Origin of the sequence: Kitasatospora sp. NBC_00458 (genome assembly GCF_036013975.1) — a bacterium.
In the GTDB taxonomy this organism is placed as follows: domain Bacteria; phylum Actinomycetota; class Actinomycetes; order Streptomycetales; family Streptomycetaceae; genus Kitasatospora.
Genome location: NZ_CP107904.1, coordinates 1,786,222 through 1,804,711 on the forward strand (window position 1 = coordinate 1,786,222; position 18,490 = coordinate 1,804,711).

Consider the following 18,490-nt stretch of genomic DNA (forward strand, 5'->3'; position numbering starts at 1 on the left):
CGGTCAGGTGAGCAGCAGGCAGCTGTCCCACCTGGTGGTGGCAGGCCGGCCGGGGGTCAGGGTGTGGAGGGCGAGAGCGGTGCCGGCCGTACCTTCGAGCAGGCCCGCCTCTGCCAGCGGTTCGATGAGGGTGGCGATCGCGTCGGCTGCCGTGCGGAGCCGGGCCGCGGTGGCGGGGTCGGTGGTGCGGGCGGCGAAGCGGTGAGTGAGGAGCCGTGTGCCGGCGGTGCCGTGGCACAGCGTGTTGCCGGTGAGCCCGGTCAGCTGCCGCGGGTCGGTCAGGCAGGTGAGGAGGGCGTGTTCGGCGAGTTGCCAGCGGTGGTGATCGCCGGTGGCGAGGGCGGCCAGGTGCTGGGCGTGGGCGATGCCGGGAGTGCCGTAGCACCAGGACGGGCGGAGCGGGCCGTTCTGGAGGCTTCGGCCTACCCGTTCCTCAGCGGGTGTGACGGCTTCGGGCCACCACGGTCCGGTGCCGGTGTCCTGCTGCCAGGCGTCGAGCCAGTCGGTGATCCGGCCGATCGCTTCCCGGTGGCCGGGGACCCGGATGCCGTCGGTCCAGGTCAGGGCGAGGAGGGCGAGCGGGCCGGTGATGCCGTGGGCCAGTCCGAGGTTGCCGTGACCTCCGGGGTAGTGGGGTGAGGTGGCGCCGGAGGGCGCGATGTCGGTCCACCAGCCGGGCAGACCGCGCAGGGGTTCGGTGAAGCGGACCAGGTAGGTCAGCACGTCGCGCAGCAGGTGGCTGTCGCCCCGGGATCGCAGGGTGACGCCGAGTCCGGTCATGCCGTAGACGAGGTCGTACTCAGCGAAGATCGGCCGTTCGAGCCGGGTGATGCGCCGGTGGGCGGAGGCCAGGCGCCGTTCGGTCATCCGGTCGACGGTAGCGTCCAGCGCGGTGACCTGCCGCTCGAAGCTGCGGGGCCCGGTCGAGGCCCGGCGCAGGACGTGGGCGACGGCGGGGGCGCCGAAGAACAGGCCGGTTCCGGGGGTGGAGAGCACGGGCTGGCGCAGGCAGGCCGCGATCCAGGCATGCGCCGTCTTCCAGTCGCCGGCGCCGGTGGCGGCGCGCGTGATGTGCAGCAGGGTGATGCCTGGGGCGCCCTTGGCCAGGGACTGTCCCCACTTGGCGGAGGCGCTGTCGGGCGGGGTGAGGAGCGGTTCGGTGAGCGCGGCGAGCAGGTCGCGGTCGGCGGTAGTGGTCATCGGGGCTTCTCCGAGGTCCGGATGTGTGTCAGGGCGGCGGCTCGGGCGAGCCGGTGGCAGGCCCGCTCGTGGTCGGGATCGATGCCGATCGCCCGCGCGTGGTGCAGGTGCAGCAGCGCGCCGGCCACCTCGTCCGCCTTCGGGTCCTTGTGTCGGTCGAGCAGGTGGCGGTAGTCGGCGAGGGCTTCGGCGCGTTCGTGCCAGGCCCTGGCCAGGGCCGGGCCGGAGGCGGTGGTCTCCACCGCGGGCGGGGTGCCCGGTTGCCCGGTGAGGGCGAGCGTCTGCCAGCGGACGTCGCGGGGAAGGGCCTGCTCGGCGTGGTGGGGGACGTGCTCCAGCAGCCAGCGCGGTCCGGCATCGGCGCCGAGCAATCCGGTGGCCAGGAGCAGCATGCTCGCCCCGGTCACGGCCGTCCGGTCGGCCTTCGTCTGCTCGATGTGGGCGAGTTGGGCGAGGACGGCGCGGGAGTCGGCGGCGAACACCTCCTCGGCCTGGCGCATCGCCGCGCTCCGGCCGTAGCGGCCGTTCTCCGGCTGGTAGGTGTCCAGTTGGAGGCGCGTCAGCAGACCGGCCGCGCGAAGGTCGGCGGCCCATGCTCCGATCCTCTCAGCGGCTACGGCGAACGCCTCCGGGCCCGGCAGCGCGATCCGCAGCCGCAGGTGCGGTTCGGGGTCGGTGTGGCGCAGGAACCACCAGGCCGGGTCGTTGCCCCAGCGGCCCAGCAGGGCGGGCACGTGGGTCAGAATGTCGTCCGCCCTGGCCGGGTTGCCGTACAGGCGGGCGTACACCCAGCGGGACGCCCCGGGCAGGTGCCCGTCCCGGTGGCTGGTGGCGCGGACGGTCCGGCGGCGGGTGGACGGCAGCGGGCTCCGGGTGGAGTGCAGTTGGAAGGTGATCTCGTGCGCCCGGCCTTCGCACCAGCCGTTCGCCCCCGGCCCTGGAGCCTCGGTGAGGACGGCGGTGGTCTGCTGGGTGAGGTGGTCGCGCAGCAGGACCAGGTGCTCGTGCAGGTCCAGGTCGATCGGCAGTTTCAGGTCGCGCTGGGTCAGATAGACCCTGGCCGGGGTGCGGTAGAGCTTCAGCCATGAGCGGGCGGCGTGCTCCCACTCGGCCCACGACGTTCCCTGGGGCGGCAGGTCGGCGGCCGGGAGGTTCCAGCGTGCCGGGGAGAGGACGACACGGCCGCGGCGCAGCCGGGGCAGGAAGGGCAGCTTCCCGGCGGCTCCCCAGTCGAAGCCGGTGTACACGGGTGTGAACGCGCCGGTGATTTCGCACAGGAACCGGGCGAGGGGCTGGGTGTGTGCCCGGAACTCGACCGCGTTCAGCACGCGCGGCTCGACAGGACGGCGGTCGGCGAGGGAGACCAGCCACATCCGCCGTTCGTCCGCGCACACGCCGAGACCGTCCAGGCCCAACGGGCCGGTGTCGGAGCCCGGGTACTCGCCGAGCGGCAGCACCGGCAGGAGCGCGGGTGTCCGGGCAACGTTCTCGACGCGGGTGAACAGCGGCGGCACGGAGATCTGCACAGGCTGCGCGTCCGCGCGGAGCGCCGGCGCTGCGGAGATCGCCGCCGTCAGGGCATCCCGGTCGGCCTGGTCCAGGAGGTGGAGGAAGCGGCCCGTGGTGGTCCCTGCACCTCGGGGTGCGGCCACCACCGTGAGGGTGAAGGCGCCCGCGTTCAGCGCCTCCTTGTCGGCGGCGGCCAGATGGACGGTGAGTTCCGCGTGCGGCTGGACCGTCGCCGGAGCCGGTGCGGGAGCCAGCTGTTCCAGCAGGCGGTCGTCCAGGACGCGTTCGATGCCACCTTCGATCGCGGCCTTCTGGGCGAGCTCGAGCAGGCGGGCGTCGCGGCGCCCGAGCCTGGCCGGCGTCTCGGGAAGCAGGGAGTCCCGGTAGCGGGCGGGGAAGCCGAGTCCGGTGTCGGGGTTCACCAGCTCGGTGACGGGCACCACGGCCCCGGGCCCGTACCGCTCGGTGAAGCGGGCGTGGTAGTCGAGCCAGGCCGGGTTGCCTCCGGGGCGCGGGCTGAGCCGGGTCAGCAGCGCGACCGCGCCGGTGACTTCCCGCACGACCCGCTCGGGCAGCGCCAGCGGCCCGGCGTCCAGCCGCAGGTCGACCATCAGCGGCGGACCGGCCTCCGTACCGCCGGCCGTCGATGCCGTGATGGCCGACCGTGCCACCCGCTGTTCCCCGGGGTCGTCGAGGCGGTTGTGGCGCTCCAGCTCGGTATGGAGGCGGCGGAGGTCGGCGGTGATCCCGGTGGCCTCGGGGACGTCGTCCGCTCCGGCCTGCTCAAAGGCTGCGAGCAGGGCGCCGAGCGGATCGGTGGTGGTCATCGGAGGACGTAAGCCGCTCAGCAGCACGCGCTGCCGGACCAGTTCACCCAGCATCGCCCCGACCTGCCCGGGGTGTGCGTCGCGGAACTGCCGCTGCAGACGGTCGGCGAGCACGCCGAGGGGCACCGGCTCACGGGCGCCTTCCAAGGCGGCCAGAACCGCCCGGGTGGCACGCACCGACACCTCGACCGGCGCGCCGCCCGCCGGGTGCGACTGGACCGGCAGCACGATCCGCTCCCCGTGCAGCACGCGAAGGCCGTTGGCCACCACGGGCAGCCGGTCGGCCAGCAACTCTTCCAGCTGGTCGATGACGCCGGCCAGCCACCGCGCGTCGACCCGGGCCACCGCCCGGCCCGCGTCCCACACCGGGGCCGTCGCCTCGTCCCCGATCGGGCAGGCCGTCACCCCGGCGAACAGGCCGAACGGGGTCGCCCTGCCTTCCGCCCGCAGGATGTAGCGCATCACCGTGGCCGTCAGCCGGCCCAGCCGCGCGGTGCCGATCGGACGGCCCGCGATCACCTCGCGCACGCGGTCGGCCAGTCGGCCCCCGGCCGCAGCCTCGATCGCGGTCTCCAGCTGAGGGTCGCTCCAGGCCGAGCGGAGCCAGGATCGCCACGCCTCCGCGCCGGCGGGGGTGGGGTCGGCGAGATCGGGCCACTGCGGCGCGGCGTCGGCAGGGCGTGCCGCGGCGCGGATCAGGGCCGGTCCAACAAGGCGGTACAAGGGGATTCACCTCCAGGATCCGGGATGGCAAGGCCCGGGTGCGGCGGGCCGCACAGCAGCCGCACGCCGGGCCTCTGTCACACGGGACGGGACGGGTCAGACGTTGCCGCCGCCGCTGGCACAGGCCGAGCCGTCGCAGGTGCTGCCGCAGTTGTCGTCGGTGGAGCGCAGCAGGGCGGCGACGGGATCGGCGCCCTCCACGATCCGCACGTCCAGATCGAAGTCGCTGCCGGACATGGACACGGGCGCGGGCGGGGCCTCAAGGGTGCCGATCACGATGGTTCCTCCTGTTTCGTCGGTGGTACTTGGCTGCCTGGTCGCGGGTCACGGCCAGGTGATCGTGAGCCGGACGTACCGCTTGTCGATGACCGGCCCGTCCGGGAGCTGGTCGTCGGGGGTGCCGGCCGGGTAGGCGGTGAACACGGGGCCGGCGCCGGTGCGGTGCCGGCGGGTCCAGACGCCGACCTGTTCGGCGATCAGGTCGGCGAGGCGGTCACCGTCGGGGCCGAAGCCGTGGGCGCCGAACTCGAACACCGCCGGGTCGTCACCGATCTTGCGCAGCGCGAGGTAGGCGAGGCTGTCGCCGTCCACCACGAGCGGGCAGGCCATCCTGTTCGCCGGGGCGACGGTCCCGGTGTCGAGCGTGCGGTCGACGGAGATTAGGCCGAATCCGGGCAGCGCACCGGCCAGCCACAGGTACAGCGAGTCGAACGGCTCCTGGTTGCCGACCGTCACCTGCGTCCACCGCTCGACGCGCGGTGTCTCCAGCACGCCCGCGAGCCGGCTGGTGTCCGGCCGGTCGAGCTCGTCGAAGCGCAGACCGACCTCCTTGGTGCCGCGCGGCAGAACCAGGTGCTCGTCGTGCGCACCGGTGCCCTGCATCTTGACGAAACCGCACACCTCGGCGCTCACGCTGACCAGGCGCGCGCCGTCGCGGCGGAAGCTGATCGAGCGGGTCAGGCCGTGCATCCGCAGCGGCACCGTGATCTTCCCGCCCTCGGCGAGGCCGACGGTCCAGGCGGGCGGCAGGTCCCACGCGCCGACCGTGACGAGGATCCGGTCGAACGGCCCCCCGGCCACGGGCTCGGAGCCGTCGGCGAGCACCACCTTCACCCGGCTGTAGCCGGCCTCGTCGAGGAAGCGGGATGCGCGGTCCGTGACGAACGGATCGATGTCGACCGTCGTCACCTCCCCTGCCGGTCCCACGAGTTCGGCGAGCAGGGCCGCGTTGAATCCGCCGGATCCGATCTCCGCCACCCGCATCCCCGGGCGGACGTCGGCCTGCTCCAGCATCAGGGCCTGGATCTGCGCCGCCGAGACCGAACTCACCGCGATGCCGTGCTCATCGCGCTTGGTCACCAGGGCGCTCACCGGCTCGTAGGCCTCGGTCAGCGGCACCTCGGGGGCGAAGATGTGCCGCGGCACGGCCAGCAGCGCGGCGGCCACACGGTCCGTGCGGATCGTCCCGTCGGCACGCAGGGCTTCGACCATGGCCGAGCGCAGCTCCTCGACGGGCTCGTCGGTCTTCGGCAAGGTGGACATGGTGGCAACTCCTCTTTGTTGGGGCCGCGTTGCGTGTGCTGCGGCGGTCAATTCCTGAGATACACGACGGCGGCCGGTACCGGATGGCACCTCGGGAACACCTGGTGTCGGCCGGCGGGCCGGCTGGCGCCCGATCGGAGTCGGGTGCTCGCCGGAGGCTGGCCTGCCCGAGGCTCGGGAGGCCTGCGTGCCCAGCCCACGGCGTCGAGGTAGGGCAGCGGTGGAGCGGTGATGCGTCCAGCTCTGCTGAGGCAGTTCGAGCCGAACTGGCGGACCTGAAGGCGGTTGTCAGGGGACGAACCCGGAGGCCGATCGAGAGGCGGCCCGGGCTCTGCGGATCGCGACGGCGAGGTCTCCGGGACGGGTGAGCAGCCCGGTACCGTCCGGCTCGACCAGCCACTCCCGGCCGCCGACCCGGCCCACACCGGTTCCCGGCACGGGTATCGCCTGCGGGAGCCTGCCCGCACGGCGGCTCAGCAGCTCAGCCTCCGGGACGCCCCACTCCCCGCGCTCGATCGCCACCAGCCAGAAGCTGTACCGGCGGACGTGGTCCAGCAGAACCGGTCCGGGCCTGCGCCCGGCGGCCCGGAGGTCTTCCACCGCGGCCTGCCCCAGCTGGAGCGACAGCAGCCGGACGACGTCGAAGTGGATTCCGATCGGGATCTCGGCCAGCAGCCCCTGGCTCCACAGCAGTCGAGCGCGGACAGTGTCACCGCTGGCCTGCGCGAGCCACCAGCCCCCGCGCACGGCGGCCTCGGACATCCCTCCAGGTCGGCCACGGTCTGCCATGACTGCTCGCCCTTCTGCCTTGACGGAACAACTGCGGTACTCGGTCTGCGCACTCGACCCCGGCGGCCGTCACCGTGGAGGTGGCGGAAGTGGCCGGCTGGTCAAGCGGCCAGGTGGCCCCTGCCGGTCCGGCGGGTGCCGCGCGCCCTGGTCACCTGCTGCTGGCTCGTCGGCCGTACGTGCGCCGGTGCCGGCGTCGCCCGGGCCGGTGTGCCTGAGGGAACCTCCACCGCTGCCTCCGCCTGCGCGGCCTCGCGACCAGTCGTCGACGGCAGGTGGGCGTCGAGTTCGAACCAGACCGAGAAGCCGATGGGTCTGCCGACGTCGTCGGTGCGCTGCCCCCAGCCGACGTCGTCGGCGTAGCCGCCGAGGACCGCGAGGCCACGACCGCTGGTCGCGTCCAGATCCTCAACCTGTCCGTCCATCTCGGGGAGGGTCAGGCCGCCGTCGGTGACGGTGACCCGCAGCCTCCTGCGTGGCTTGTCCAAGTCGCCTTCGACCAAAAGTTCGGCCTTGTCTCCGAGGCCCACGTGCTCGACGCCGTTGGCCAGTAGCTCCGAGATGCACAACCTGAGCGCATAGGCCCTGTCGTCATCCAGGGTGAAGCCGTCAAGGTTGGCGATGCTGCGGACCAGCAGGTCCCGAAAGACGGGAACTGCGGAGAGGGTAACCGTGGCTCTGAACTTGGCAACGCGGATCATGGCAGGTCCTCCGGGGGTGTGCGTGTCGGCAGGGCTTCCCGGGCCGTCGATGGGAGACGGCATCGCGTCCGTCGCGTGTCCACAGAGATTCGCGGGACGGCGCGTACGCGGCAAACAGAACTCGTTACTGCTGCTCCGCCGAGCTCACGGGTTGGTGGCTTCTGCGACCGCAAGGCAGTAACTAGTTGCGGTTTTCCACTCCCAGTCAGTAACAGGTGACTAGGATTTCGTCAGCGGCTGGGGAGGTGGACAGTGGTGCACAAGCCGTCCTGCGCAGCGCGGATCAGAACGCGCGCCCAGGAGAGCGGTTGGACGATCGAGGCCACAGCGGCGGAGATCGTCAACTGCTGCGAGGCGAGCTGGCTTCGCGCCCATCGCCTTGGCCGGGGGAGGACGCTGCGCCAGGCGGTGGATGAGCTGATCCAACTGTGCGAAACGCGGGGGTTGGCTCGGCCTCACGTGGACCCGGACCAGTTGAGAGCTTGGGAGACGGGCCGAACGCCAAGAGGCGGAACGATCGATCTGCTCTGCCGCCTGTATGAGTCCAACGCTCAAGGCCTCGGCCTGGCAGGGGACTACCGACCGACACCGCACACCGGAGCCGACGCAGCCGTACCGACTCCAGGGCCAGGCAGCCTCCTGGTGCCGCGCCCGGCCACCTGGAGCGCGCCCAGCGACCCCTTCCGCGACCTGGTCGACTCCTACCGCCGTAAGGTCGAGGGAACGCTCGCCAGCACGACCGCCAGCGGTACCCAGTTGGAGGTCCTGGACGAGCAGATCATGGACCTGCGTCGGGCATACGTAGCCTCGCCCCCGAGCCAGATGGTGGCCCGGCTCGTGCAGCTCCTTGAGGAAGTCCGGCTTCTTGCCGCTGACCGGCAGCCGGCCGCGGTGCAGAGCCGTCTGTCCGAGATGATCGCCGTACTGGCGACCCTGGTCGCGGACGCCTTGATGAAGTTGGGCCGGTTGGACCAGGCCCGGCTGTGGTACGGAACGGCGCGCTCGGCGGCCGACGACAGCGGAAGCGGGGAGCTTCGGGCCCGCGTGCGGGTGCAGGCCGCGATGCTGCCGTACTACTACGGCCCGCTGGAGCGCGCTGTGAGCCTGACCCGCGAAGCCCGTCTGCTCAACCGCGGCCGGGCAACTTCCACCGGAGCGTTCGCCGCTGCCGCCGAAGCCCGCGCGCGAGCCCGGCAGGGCGACATCGAGGGCGCCCGGACGGCCATCGCGCAGGCCCACGACCTGTTCGAGCGGTGCCCTCCCTCGCCCCCTGACGATGCCTGGGCGTTCCCGCGGCGCCGACTGCTCCTCTACCTGTCCGGCGCGCACACCGCACTCGGTGACGTGCAGGAAGCCCGCCAAGCCCAGGACGAGGCCCTGTTGCTGTACCCAGACCACAGCGGCATCGACCCAGCCCTGCTGGCCCTTGAACACGCCATGTGTCTGGCCCAGGAGCACGACGTGACCGAGGCGTGCGAACTGGCCTGTCACACCATGCTGGCGGTCCCTGAAGCACATCGGACCGAGATCCTGGGTGTCCGCGCCCAGGAAGTGATCAACATACTGCCCGCCCGGGTGCATACCACCCGCGCCGTGCGCGATCTCGGCGAGGTTCTTGCCCTCCCGACCGGCACGAGGTGACAGGAACAGCCCTCGCCCGTCAGCCTTATGGGCATGACTGTTCCGGTTGTCATCGGCGGATTCGCCGAGTCCGAGGTGCACGCCGTCCTTGAGGAAGCCTGCCGTCGTATCGGAGTAGACCCTGCGGGTGCCGAAATGCTGCGCGGCCACACCAACGCGGTGTTCCTGCTCCGGGCCGCCGGAGCGGTGGCCAAGATCGCTCGTGCGGGTACCCCCGTGGGCGACGTCGAGCGCACCGTGCGGCTGGTCCGGTGGCTCAGCCAGCGCGACTTCCCGACCGTCGAACTGCTGCCGGTGGAGCAGCCCGTTCTCGTCGGTGAGCACGCCGTCACCTTCTGGCACTACCTCCCCCAATCCGACCACCCCGTGCCGGCCGCGCATCTCGCCGTACCCCTTCGCACCCTGCATCAACTCCCACCTCCTCCCTTCGAGGTCCGGCCGCTCGACACGGCCGGGGCGATCCGTCGGTCGATCGCGGCGATCACGGCTCTGCCACCTGCGGACACGGCGTTTCTGCGGCAGCGGTTGTCCAACCTCGAATCGGCACTGGCCAACGTTCACTTCGTACTGCGTCCCGGCCTTCTCCAGGGCGACCCTCAGCACCGAAACGCACTTCACCAGGGCGAAGCGGCGGTGCTGTGCGATTGGGACACGGCCTGTTTCGGCCCTCCTGAACTGGATCTCGTCACGGTGGAGATCCACTGCCGCCGGTTCGGCTACGGCCGCAGCCACTACCGGCGATTCGCCGACCTGTACGGCTTCGACGTGACCACCTGGAGCGGCTACGCCGTCCTGCGCGACCTGCGCGAGTTGCGGATGATCACCACGAATGCGAAGCGCGCCAGGACGGGCAGCTCGACTCTTGAAGAAGTCCGGCGCCGCGTCGAAGGGCTACGGCTTGGCCAGGTCGACTCCGGGTGGACCATTCTCTGAGCCGCTACGCGATCGCCCCGACGTCCGGCGCCGGGCGAGGCCAGGCCGGCTGCCGTCCGCGCACCACCATCAGCCGTATCCCGGCCACCTGAAGACGTTGCCGACGACGGTCCGCGCACCCCCTGGCCCCAAGGTGTGCGTCCGTCGGCAGGACCACGGCGTACAGCCCCTTCCCGGTGATGGACGTAACGACCGCCTCGGGATCGCTTCCGTCGTCGGTGATCACCGTGGAGAGCGCCAACTCCCGCTCCGCGCAGAAGCTCTGAAGTACCTCGGACAGGGCCTGCCTCCGGCGAAGAGAAGTGGCCACGGACGCGTTGAGAAGTCCAACAACCAAGGGAAGCGGTACAGGCAGTTGTTCAGTCAGCATCGGCCGCTCTCCTCTACCTCTGGGCCTCAGTTCCTCCAGCGTGCCGGGCACAGCCGCCGTGGGGAATGAACGGTTGTGGCAGTTGCGTGGCAGTTCCGCCGCACAGGCCCGTCGGTGAGTGCTTCGATGGTCGCCGATCCGGGAGGTGATGCACGTGACCGTGAGCGAGTGGAGCGGGGTCGAGGCCAGAGCCCTACGGCTGGCCAGCCGGCGCAGCGTCCGGGACTTCGCGGCGGACTTAGGTGTCGCGGTGCGCACGGTGTCGAACTGGGAGCGGCTGGGGGCGAGCACGACGCCCCGGCCGGACACCCAGGCGATTCTGGACACGGCTCTGGGCCGCCTCGATGCGGCCGCCGCGCTGCGCTTCGAGGCAGTCCTGTCGGGGAGCGGTCGGCCGGTGGCGGCTCGGGCCAAGGGCGGGCCCCGGTTGTGGGAGTACGAGACGTGGGCCGAGGACATCGAGCGGGCCGTGCTCGCCGCGTCCGGGCAGAACTTCGCGTTCGCGGAGAACCTGCTGGAGCGGTGGCGAACACGCTGGCCGGCACGCGAGTTGGACGACCGGGGCCTGTACCTGTTCGCGCGGACGACGACGCTCGCGGGCGATCTGCTGAGGGACCGCGGGGTGCTGCTCGGCCCGCTCTCGGCGTCGCGGTCGTACGCGGCGGCCCGGTCGGTCTTCGACCAGCTCGGTGTTCCGCGCCGGGTGGCGCAGTTGGACCTGTCGCTGGCGGTGGTCCGGGAGATGTCCGGTGACCTGGCGGGTGCGGCCGAGGCGTATGGGCAGTTGGCCGGCGACGTCCGGCTGAGTCTGCGCGATCGGCATCGGGCCGGGCTGTGGGTCGGCACGTCGTTGGACAAGCAGGGGCTGCACGAGGAGGCCGTACCGCTGATGCGTGCGGCGATCCGGGGGTTCGACGCCTTGACCGAGCCGGAGGACTGGGGCACCGCGCACCAGAAGCTGGCGCTGTTGCACCGCGGCGCGGGTGATCTCGGGGAGGCTGCCCGGATGATCGAGGTCGCGCAGTCGGCCGGCGGCGGGTCATCCCCCATGCAGCAGGTGCGGCTGGGCACGGCGCGCGGCCACATCCTGCTGTCCGACCCAGCGAGCGTCGGCGAAGGGCTGGCCCTACTGCACGAGGCCGCCACCCAGGCGGCCACGTACGGTATGAGCCACCAGCTGCGCGCCATCGAACGCATCCGAGGACGCCTCGACCGCGGAGGTGCGGCAGTCCCGTTCAGGTAACCAGGAGAAGCACGTGACGAGCACTTCCCGGCGCGAGATCACCGACCAGCAGTGGGCGGACACCGTGCTGCTGTGGGACTACCAGCAGATGGGCCACGACCTGCGGCCGTGCGACGTGGCGATCGGCCTGGGATCCCACGACCTCGGAGTGGCCGCCGAGACGGCCGGGCTCTACCTGCGCGGCCTGGTGAAGCGGATCGTCTTCACCGGCGGACCGAACCCGAGCCGGCCGGAGGCGTTCCCGCGCGGTGAGGCCGTGCACTTCGCCGAGCACGCCGTGGCCCTCGGCGTTCCGGAGTCCGCGATCCTGCGGGAGCCGAACGCCCGCAACACCGGGCAGAACATCGAGTTCAGCCGCAAGGTCCTGGCCGAGGCCGGCGTCCGAGTGTCCTCGGTGCTGCTCGTCTCGATGCCCTACATGGAACGGCGGGCGTACGCCACCTGCCTCCAGGTCTGGCCGGAGGTGGACGTGGTGTGCACCTCCAGCGCGATGGACCTGCACGACTACGCGAAATCGATCGGCGACGACCGGCTCGTGATCGACAGCCTGGTGGGTGACCTCCAGCGGGTCATCGAGTACCCGAAGCTCGGCTTCGCCGTCGCCCAGGACGTACCCGGGAGTGTCCACGATGCCTACCAGCGGCTCATCGACGACGGATTCACCAGCCGCCTTCTCCCCTGACCCTCGGCCGGCCCGGCCGGTGTGCGCGATCCACCAGCCCAACTTCTTCCCTCGCCTGTCCACCGTGGCCAAGCTGGCCGGCGCGGATGTGTGGGTGGTCCTGAACGATGTGCAGTTCGCCCGCCGCGACTATCAGCACCGGGCCCGGCTCGGCTCCTTCGCCGACGACAGCCGGGCCTGCTGGCTGACCGTCCCCACCCACCTGCCGGACGGCCGCTCGACGGTGATCCGCGAAGCCCGGGTAGTCGACGCGGCCCTCTCCCGTCGCCGAGTCGAAGGGGTTCTCCACGAGCGGTACCGGGCCAGCCCGACCTGGCCGCTGCTCGCCGAGCGGCTCCAGCCGGTCCTGGAGCTGTTCGAGAACACCGACCGGCTCGCAGAGATCGCGGAGGCGACCACCCGGCTGCTGCTCGACCTGCTCGGATGGAGGGGACGCGTGGTGCACAGCAGCACACTCGCCGCCGGCACAGGGCGGACCCAGCGGCTCGTGGACCTGTGCCGGGCTGTGGGTGCCGCCTCCTACCTGTGCGGCACCGGCGGGGCAAGGTACGTGGAGCCGTTGCTGTTCGCGGATGCCGGGATCGAGCTCCGCCCGTTCTCCGTGCCGGCCTCGGGGGTGTGGGAGGACGCGCGGTCGGTCAGCGCCGTGCACCCATTGATGGTGCACGGCGCGGCGGCTGTCCGGCACCGTGTCGCAGCGCGGCGTGGACCTGACGCCTGGCGGTGAGGAAGCGGACACCGGTACTGGCCGCCGGCAATCCGAGCGGCCCCGGCTATGTCCTGATCAGCCGGTCGGCGCCGCTTGGTGGGACCCTTCGCCGAGCACCAACCGCCGGAGGCCCCGCCCCTCTTCTCCGCAATCAGCTTCAAGCTGATGGGCAATCAGAAAAGTTAGCAACAGGTCAGCGTCGATACGAGCAAACCTTGCGACAGACGCGTAGACCTGAGAATCAACAGGCCTTGCACCTTGCCTCCCAAGGGGGCGAGTAAGCGAAGCGGAAATCGTTCTGCCATGGACCTTCAGATGCCCACACAGTCCTGCCGGCAGCGGCGAGCACGAAGACGACCCTCGATTCATCTTCCCAGGTCAGCGCACCCGCCCTCGCGCCTTCAGGGGGATGTCGGGAAGCTCCGGCGCCCTCAGCCGGGCGCCGTCGTAGCCGTGGACTTCGCCGAAGCGGGTGCCGGTCTCCCAGTCGTTGCGGGCGTGGAGGATCTCGTCGCCGGTGCGGCCGATGAAGTTCCACCACATGACGAGTCTCTCTTCGAAGGGGGTGCCGCCGAGGAGGAGGAGTGAGGCGTCGGTGTGGGCGTGGAGGGGGAGGTGGGGGCGGCCGGTGCCGAGGTAGAGCATGGCGCCGGGGTCGAGGGGGACGCCGTCGACTTCGGTGTGGCCGGACATGGTGAGGACGGCGTACTCGAAGTCGGGTTGGAGGGGGAGGCGGAGGCGGGCGCCCCGGGTGAGGGTGAGGTCGGCGCCGACGAGGGGGGTGTGGGTGGTGCCGGGTGAGGTGGCGGTGTCGAGGGTGCCGAGGATGACGGTGGCGTCGAGGCCGGGGGCGGTGACGTGGGGCAGGTCGGGGTGGTGTTCGAAGGCGGGGTCGGTGTGGCGGTGGCTGTCGGGGAGGGCGACCCAGAGCTGGGCGCCGTGCAGGAGACGGGCGTGCGGGCGGGGGGATTCCTCGGAGTGGGAGATGGCGCGGCCGGAGGTCATCAGTCCGAGTTCGCGGGGGCGGACGGTGGTGAGGCTGCCGAGGCTGTCGCGGTGCAGGACCTCGCCCTGGTGGAGCCAGCTGACGGTCTGCAGGCCCATGTGCGGGTGCGGCGGGACCTGCATGCCCGGCTCGTCGGCGATGTCGTCCGGTCCGTAGTGGTCGACGAAGCACCACGCACCGACCATCCGGCGGCCCAGGCTCGGCAGCAGCCGGCGCACCACGGTGCTCTCGCCCAGCGCCACCTCGCGGGCCGGCAGGAGGTCCCGCACCGGGCCGGAGCCGGTCTCGCCGCCGCAGGTGGTCGGGGCGGGCTTGAGATCGAGGTTGCTCATGTCGCGGATCCACCACCGGGGGGAGGGCGAAGGGCGGGCAGGCCCTGCGGCCGGGCGGCCGTCGGGATCGATCCTCCACCCGGACGGGGCGATCCTCCACCCGGGCGGCCACCCGACCGGGGAGGCCGGACCCGGCCCCCGGTGCGGGTGTCAGGTGGTGGTGCGGCTGGTCAGGGCGTTCCCGAGGAAGGAGACCACGTCCGGGAGGATCCGGCGCCAGTACGCGGCGTCGTGCGCCCCGGAGGTGAAGCGGGCCTGGACGGTGTCGCCGACCAGCGTGCGGGCGGCGTCGCAGAACGGGTCCTCGGTGCCGCACCAGACGCCGATCGGACGGCCGTGCGGCTGGTCCTGGTGGAGCAGCGGCTCGTGCTCGCGCCAGTCGGCCTCGTCTCTGAAGACGCCGACCGCCTCGGCGTCGCCCCAGGTGCGGAACAGCGCCGGGCTGAGGGCGGCCACCGGGCCGAAGCCCTCGCCCCGGTTGCGGGCGTAGCGCAGCGAGCCGAAGCCGCCCATCGAGATGCCCATCGCGGCGCTCGGTGCGCGCAGTCCTCGGGCGGCCAGCCGGCCGGGGAGTTCGTCGAGCAGCATCCGCTGCGGGTCGTCGCCGGACGGAGTGCGCCGCCAGTACGTGGCGTCGCCGCCGTCGAGGGCGACCACCGCGAACGGGGGGACACCCGCCGCGATGGCGGCGACCAGGATCTGCGGCAGCCCGAGCTCGGTCCACGCCCGGGAGGTGGCGCCGCGCCCGTGGAGGGCGACGCAGACGGGGAGTTCGGCGGCGGGCGGGACGCCGGGGCCCTGCGGCACGATCGTGATCATCTTCACGGTGGCGCCGTTGCGGGCCGCGGAGCGCTGCTCCTCGGTGCGGAGCGAGGGGACGACGGCCGGCCCGGCCGGGGTGGCGGTCGTCGAGGGGCTGCCGGATCCGCCCGCTCCGTCGGGCGCGGTGCCTGAGCCGGAGCCGGAGAGAGCCAGGGTCGCGCCGGTGCCGACGACGGCGAGGCCGCCGAGGCCCAGGCCCGCCCGCAGCAGCCCGCGCCGTCCGGGGCTTCCGGGGCTTGCGGGCCGTCCGCGCCGCCGGGCGGTACCCGCGGGCCCGGACCCACCCGGCGGCCCGGGGGGACTCGCGGGCGGGTTCCCGGCTCCCGGGGCAGGCTCGTCGGCGCCGAGGGTGGGCGGCGAGGACGGCGGCGGCGGTACGGCGGGCATGTCGCCCGTTCCGGTCCGTCCACTCCCCTGGTGGTCCCGGTCCACGGTTCTCCCCTCCGACAGTCAGTCAGCCAGCACTGTACGTCGGGCGGTCGGACCGGTCGCACCGATCCGGTCGCAAGCCGTCAGGAAGCGGCGCAGGAGCGATGGAGAGGGGTGGTGAACAGCGGCGAAGAAGGACCGACAGCGGCGGATAACGATCGAGAACGGTGGATAACGGTGGACACCGGTCGGAAGTCGGCAGGTCGGCCGGTGACCGGTGGCCGACGGTCACCGCCGACCGCCAGCCGCCGGCCGCCGCAGGCGCTCAGTGCGCGCAGGCCCACCAGGCTTCCGACGTCGCCCCGTCCGCGAGGGCGCGCAGCCCGGCGACCGCCGCGGCCGGGTCCTCCGCGCCGTACACCGCCGAGCCGGCCACGAAGACGTCCGCGCCGGCCTCGGCACAGCGCTCGATGGTGCTCACGGACACACCGCCGTCCACCTGGAGCCACAGCTCCAGGCCGTGCTTGGCGATGAGCTCCCGGGTGCGGCGGATCTTCGGGAGCATGATGTCGAGGAACGCCTGGCCGCCGAAGCCCGGCTCGACGGTCATGATCAGCAGCATGTCCAGTTCGGGCAGCAGGTCCTCGTACGGCTCGATCGGCGTGGCCGGCTTGAGGGCCATCGAGGCGCGGGCGCCCTTGGCCCGGATCTCGCGGGCGAGCCGGACCGGCGCGGCGGCCGCCTCGGCGTGGAAGGTGACCGAACCGGCCCCGGCCTCCACGTACTGCGGGGCCCAGCGGTCCGGGTCCTCGATCATCAGGTGGCAGTCGAGCGGAATGTCGGTGGACCGGGCGAGCGACTCGACGATCGGCACACCCAGCGTCAGGTTGGGCACGAAGTGGTTGTCCATCACGTCGACGTGCAGCCAGTCCGAGCCCCTGACGGCCTCGGCCTCCTCGGCGAGCCGGGCGAAGTCCGCGGACAGGATGCTGGGGTTGATCTGCGCCATGGGGCCTGCTACCTCTTCTTGCCTTCGTGCGAGGACCGCCCTGCGCGGGCCGGCCGCGGGGCCGCCCGGGGGCGTCCTGCGGGCCGTGCTGCGCGGGTCGGCCGTGAGGGTCGTCCTGCGAGGGGCCGGACGCCCGGCTCCGGGCGCCCGGCCCCCATCATCTCGCGCTCCGTCGCGGGGACGTCACCACCGAGACCTCCCCGTGACCCTCATCACACCCCCGACGGGGTTATCGTGACCGCCGCCGTGGTCATCAGCCTTGTACGACAAGCCCCGTACGGTGCGGCACCTGCACCGGTACCCTCAACCGGCCCCGACCCGTACCCGTCCCCCCGTCCGCACCCGTCCGCCGCTCCCCGCACCGCGCGCGCACCACCCGCAACACCCGCAACGCCCGCGCGCACCGGATGCACCACACCCTGCCGCCCGCACCACCCGTACCACCTGCACCTCCCTGTACCTCCCCGTTCCCCCGCGCTCCCTGCGCGCCCTCCGAGGAAGGTCTTCCGTTGGCCGATCTGGTCCACCCCGCCCGCGCCCTGTGGTGGCTCTTCGAGCCCGTGCACGCCGTCACCTACTTCACCCCCGAGGGCCGCTCCGCGTTCGAGGCGGCCGGGCTCCACGGCGTCGCGCGCGGCTACTTCGGCGGCCGCGCCGCCCCGCTCGGCGCGGTGGACGCGCCGCCGGTGATCGCCGCGTTCTTCAACTTCGCGCCCGCGCCGATCGAGCGCGCCCTCCCGGCGATCTGGAAGCTGGCCGACCCGGACAAAGCGCTCGCCGCCCGCTCCGCCGGCGCCTCGGCGGCCCTGGCCCGACTGCTGGAGCACGTGAACCCGGCCCAGGTCGAGCTGGTGGCAGACCTGCTGGAGACCGCCGTCTCCCGGCTGGACTGCGCCGGCCGCGTGCTGGCCGCCGCCAACGCCGCCCTCCCCCGCCCGGACAGCCTGTACGGGCGGCTCTGGCAGGCGGCCACCGTGATGCGCGAGCACCGGGGCGACGGCCACGTCGCCGCGCTGGTCTCCGCCGGACTGGACGGCTGCGAGGCGCTGGTGGTGCGCTGTGCCCTGGACGTGCGGCGCGAGGTGCTGCAGCCGTTGCGCGGCTGGACCGACGAGGAGTGGGACGCGGCCTCCGCCCGGCTGATCGAGCGGGGCTGGATCACCGAACGCGGCACCATCACCGAGTGCGGCCGGATCCGCCACCAGGCGCTGGAGGCCGCCACCGACCTGGCCGCCGCCCGGGTCTGGGAGAACAACCCGCGCGCGGAACTCGACCGGCTCGTCGCCGCGCTCAAGCCGATCTCGACGCTCTGTCGCACCGCACTGCCCCCGATCAACCCGATCGGACTCCCGGCCGCCACGGCCTGACCGGCCCGGGCCCGTACCGCTCCGGCGGTACGGGCCCGCACGGCAGCCGGACCGGCCGCCTCCGGCAGGATCGGCCCGCTACTCCCCCGCGGGGCCGGCGCCACCCGACCCCGCCGCCCCTTCGCGGGCACCGGCCGACGGCGCGGCGGGGGAGTTCCCGGTGGCGGAGTTCCCGGTGGCCGCCTTCCCGCCCCCGCCTCCCGACCGGAAGGCGAACCGGTCCGCGGCCCGCCGCCCCCGGCTCGCCAGCGGCAGCACTCCGGTGGCACCGGCCAGCCCGAAGGGCGGCATGTCGAAGTAGATCGACTCGTACGACCCCTCCGGCACGACGTACGTCTCGTGCCAGAGCCCGACGTTCCCGCGCGCCCGGCCCGCCTTCACCTTGCGGTTGAGCATCCCCCAGGCCTTGTGGTGGAAGGCGTCCGGCGCGGCCGCGTACCGGTACAGGCTCTCCTTCGACTCCCAGTACTGGACGACGTAGTAGGTGCGCGGCGAGGCGGTCAGCAGGATGCGCCCGCGCAGTCCGCGCCTCGGGTCCCGGGCGAGTTCGTGGAGCATCCGGAACATCGCCAGCATCACCGGGCCCCAGTGGTGGACGGCCCAGAACCGGTTGATCCGCATTCCGATGAGCAGGACCACGGTGTCTCCGGCCGCGGCCGCGGTGGTGTAGCCCGGAGTGGGTTTCGCGAACACGTCTGCCCCCGGTTCCCTGCGCC

Annotated in this window: 17 protein-coding genes; 6 read left to right on the plus strand and 11 right to left on the minus strand. The window is 72.5% G+C overall.

The window, feature by feature from the left end:
* Positions 1-3 precede the first annotated feature (3 nt).
* From OG550_RS06400 to OG550_RS06425, 6 genes are all read right to left on the minus strand, one after another.
* Entirely contained in the window at positions 4-1,200 is a 1,197-nt protein-coding gene (locus tag OG550_RS06400; protein WP_327675464.1) for a lanthionine synthetase C family protein, read from the minus strand.
* Positions 1,197-4,259, minus strand: a complete 3,063-nt coding sequence (locus OG550_RS06405) for a lantibiotic dehydratase (RefSeq protein WP_327675466.1) — start codon at positions 4,257-4,259, stop codon at positions 1,197-1,199. Before OG550_RS06405 ends, OG550_RS06400 begins: the two co-directional genes overlap by 4 nt.
* Before the next feature lie 96 nt (positions 4,260-4,355).
* Positions 4,356-4,535: an FxLD family lanthipeptide gene (locus OG550_RS06410; RefSeq protein WP_380749332.1), complete on the minus strand. Its 180-nt coding sequence runs from the start codon at positions 4,533-4,535 to the stop codon at positions 4,356-4,358.
* Positions 4,536-4,583: 48 nt separating this feature from the next.
* The gene (gene fxlM, locus OG550_RS06415; protein ID WP_327675468.1) at positions 4,584-5,801 is read right to left on the minus strand and encodes a methyltransferase, FxLD system; all 1,218 of its coding nucleotides are present in this window, start codon (positions 5,799-5,801) and stop codon (positions 4,584-4,586) included.
* A 288-nt stretch (positions 5,802-6,089) separates the two neighbouring features.
* Entirely contained in the window at positions 6,090-6,563 is a 474-nt protein-coding gene (locus OG550_RS06420) for a hypothetical protein (RefSeq protein ID WP_327675470.1), read from the minus strand.
* Positions 6,564-6,691: 128 nt separating this feature from the next.
* Positions 6,692-7,291, minus strand: coding sequence for an ATP-binding protein (locus OG550_RS06425; RefSeq protein ID WP_327675472.1), 600 nt, complete (start codon positions 7,289-7,291; stop codon positions 6,692-6,694).
* A 252-nt stretch (positions 7,292-7,543) separates the two neighbouring features.
* On the opposite strand from OG550_RS06425, the gene OG550_RS06430 reads away from it, so the two are divergent.
* Positions 7,544-8,932: a tetratricopeptide repeat protein gene (locus tag OG550_RS06430; RefSeq protein WP_327675474.1), complete on the plus strand. Its 1,389-nt coding sequence runs from the start codon at positions 7,544-7,546 to the stop codon at positions 8,930-8,932.
* A 33-nt stretch (positions 8,933-8,965) separates the two neighbouring features.
* Positions 8,966-9,865 (plus strand): phosphotransferase family protein, encoded by a 900-nt coding sequence (locus OG550_RS06435; RefSeq protein WP_327675475.1) that lies wholly within the window; start codon positions 8,966-8,968, stop codon positions 9,863-9,865.
* Positions 9,866-9,869: 4 nt separating this feature from the next.
* Here OG550_RS06435 and OG550_RS06440 read toward each other — a convergent pair whose 3' ends face one another.
* Positions 9,870-10,235, minus strand: coding sequence for a hypothetical protein (locus tag OG550_RS06440; protein ID WP_327675477.1), 366 nt, complete (start codon positions 10,233-10,235; stop codon positions 9,870-9,872).
* A 148-nt stretch (positions 10,236-10,383) separates the two neighbouring features.
* Here OG550_RS06440 and OG550_RS06445 point away from each other — a divergent pair, with 148 nt between their 5' ends.
* The 3 genes from OG550_RS06445 to OG550_RS06455 are packed head-to-tail and all read left to right on the plus strand — an operon-like array spanning position 10,384 to position 12,887.
* Positions 10,384-11,478: a hypothetical protein gene (locus OG550_RS06445; RefSeq protein ID WP_442905945.1), complete on the plus strand. Its 1,095-nt coding sequence runs from the start codon at positions 10,384-10,386 to the stop codon at positions 11,476-11,478.
* Between the two features lie 13 nt (positions 11,479-11,491).
* Positions 11,492-12,160 carry a YdcF family protein gene (locus OG550_RS06450; RefSeq protein ID WP_327675480.1) on the plus strand — a complete coding sequence of 223 codons (669 nt, stop codon included), beginning with the start codon at positions 11,492-11,494 and terminating at the stop codon, positions 12,158-12,160.
* The gene (locus tag OG550_RS06455; protein ID WP_442905946.1) at positions 12,108-12,887 is read left to right on the plus strand and encodes a WbqC family protein; all 780 of its coding nucleotides are present in this window, start codon (positions 12,108-12,110) and stop codon (positions 12,885-12,887) included. Before OG550_RS06450 ends, OG550_RS06455 begins: the two co-directional genes overlap by 53 nt.
* Before the next feature lie 360 nt (positions 12,888-13,247).
* On the opposite strand, the gene OG550_RS06460 is transcribed toward OG550_RS06455, so the two are convergent.
* The 3 genes from OG550_RS06460 to rpe form a co-directional block, all read right to left on the minus strand.
* Entirely contained in the window at positions 13,248-14,207 is a 960-nt protein-coding gene (locus OG550_RS06460; protein ID WP_327675484.1) for a pirin family protein, read from the minus strand.
* 150 nt (positions 14,208-14,357) lie between these two features.
* A complete protein-coding gene (locus OG550_RS06465) occupies positions 14,358-15,416 on the minus strand; it encodes an alpha/beta hydrolase (protein WP_327675486.1) in 1,059 nt (352 codons plus the stop codon).
* Between the two features lie 307 nt (positions 15,417-15,723).
* Positions 15,724-16,407 carry a ribulose-phosphate 3-epimerase gene (gene rpe, locus OG550_RS06470; protein ID WP_327675488.1) on the minus strand — a complete coding sequence of 228 codons (684 nt, stop codon included), beginning with the start codon at positions 16,405-16,407 and terminating at the stop codon, positions 15,724-15,726.
* 509 nt (positions 16,408-16,916) lie between these two features.
* Here rpe and OG550_RS06475 point away from each other — a divergent pair.
* Positions 16,917-17,774 carry an SCO6745 family protein gene (locus OG550_RS06475; RefSeq protein ID WP_327675490.1) on the plus strand — a complete coding sequence of 286 codons (858 nt, stop codon included), beginning with the start codon at positions 16,917-16,919 and terminating at the stop codon, positions 17,772-17,774.
* A 78-nt stretch (positions 17,775-17,852) separates the two neighbouring features.
* Here OG550_RS06475 and OG550_RS06480 read toward each other — a convergent pair whose 3' ends face one another.
* Positions 17,853-18,467, minus strand: a complete 615-nt coding sequence (locus OG550_RS06480; protein WP_327675492.1) for a DUF4188 domain-containing protein — start codon at positions 18,465-18,467, stop codon at positions 17,853-17,855.
* Between the last annotated feature and the right edge of the window lie 23 nt (positions 18,468-18,490).

Bases quoted from the DNA above. Each gene is read 5' to 3' on its own strand.
- OG550_RS06400 (WP_327675464.1), bottom strand. From the start codon at position 1,200: ATGACCACTACCGCCGACCGCGACCTGCTCGCCGCGCTCACCGAACCG.
- fxlM (WP_327675468.1), bottom strand. From the start codon at position 5,801: ATGTCCACCTTGCCGAAGACCGACGAGCCCGTCGAGGAGCTGCGCTCG.
- OG550_RS06420 (WP_327675470.1), bottom strand. From the start codon at position 6,563: ATGTCCGAGGCCGCCGTGCGCGGGGGCTGGTGGCTCGCGCAGGCCAGC.
- OG550_RS06425 (WP_327675472.1), bottom strand. From the start codon at position 7,291: ATGATCCGCGTTGCCAAGTTCAGAGCCACGGTTACCCTCTCCGCAGTT.
- OG550_RS06435 (WP_327675475.1), top strand. From the start codon at position 8,966: ATGACTGTTCCGGTTGTCATCGGCGGATTCGCCGAGTCCGAGGTGCAC.
- OG550_RS06440 (WP_327675477.1), bottom strand. From the start codon at position 10,235: ATGCTGACTGAACAACTGCCTGTACCGCTTCCCTTGGTTGTTGGACTT.
- OG550_RS06445 (WP_442905945.1), top strand. From the start codon at position 10,384: ATGCACGTGACCGTGAGCGAGTGGAGCGGGGTCGAGGCCAGAGCCCTA.
- OG550_RS06455 (WP_442905946.1), top strand. From the start codon at position 12,108: ATGCCTACCAGCGGCTCATCGACGACGGATTCACCAGCCGCCTTCTCC.
- OG550_RS06460 (WP_327675484.1), bottom strand. From the start codon at position 14,207: ATGAGCAACCTCGATCTCAAGCCCGCCCCGACCACCTGCGGCGGCGAG.
- OG550_RS06465 (WP_327675486.1), bottom strand. From the start codon at position 15,416: ATGCCCGCCGTACCGCCGCCGCCGTCCTCGCCGCCCACCCTCGGCGCC.
- rpe (WP_327675488.1), bottom strand. From the start codon at position 16,407: ATGGCGCAGATCAACCCCAGCATCCTGTCCGCGGACTTCGCCCGGCTC.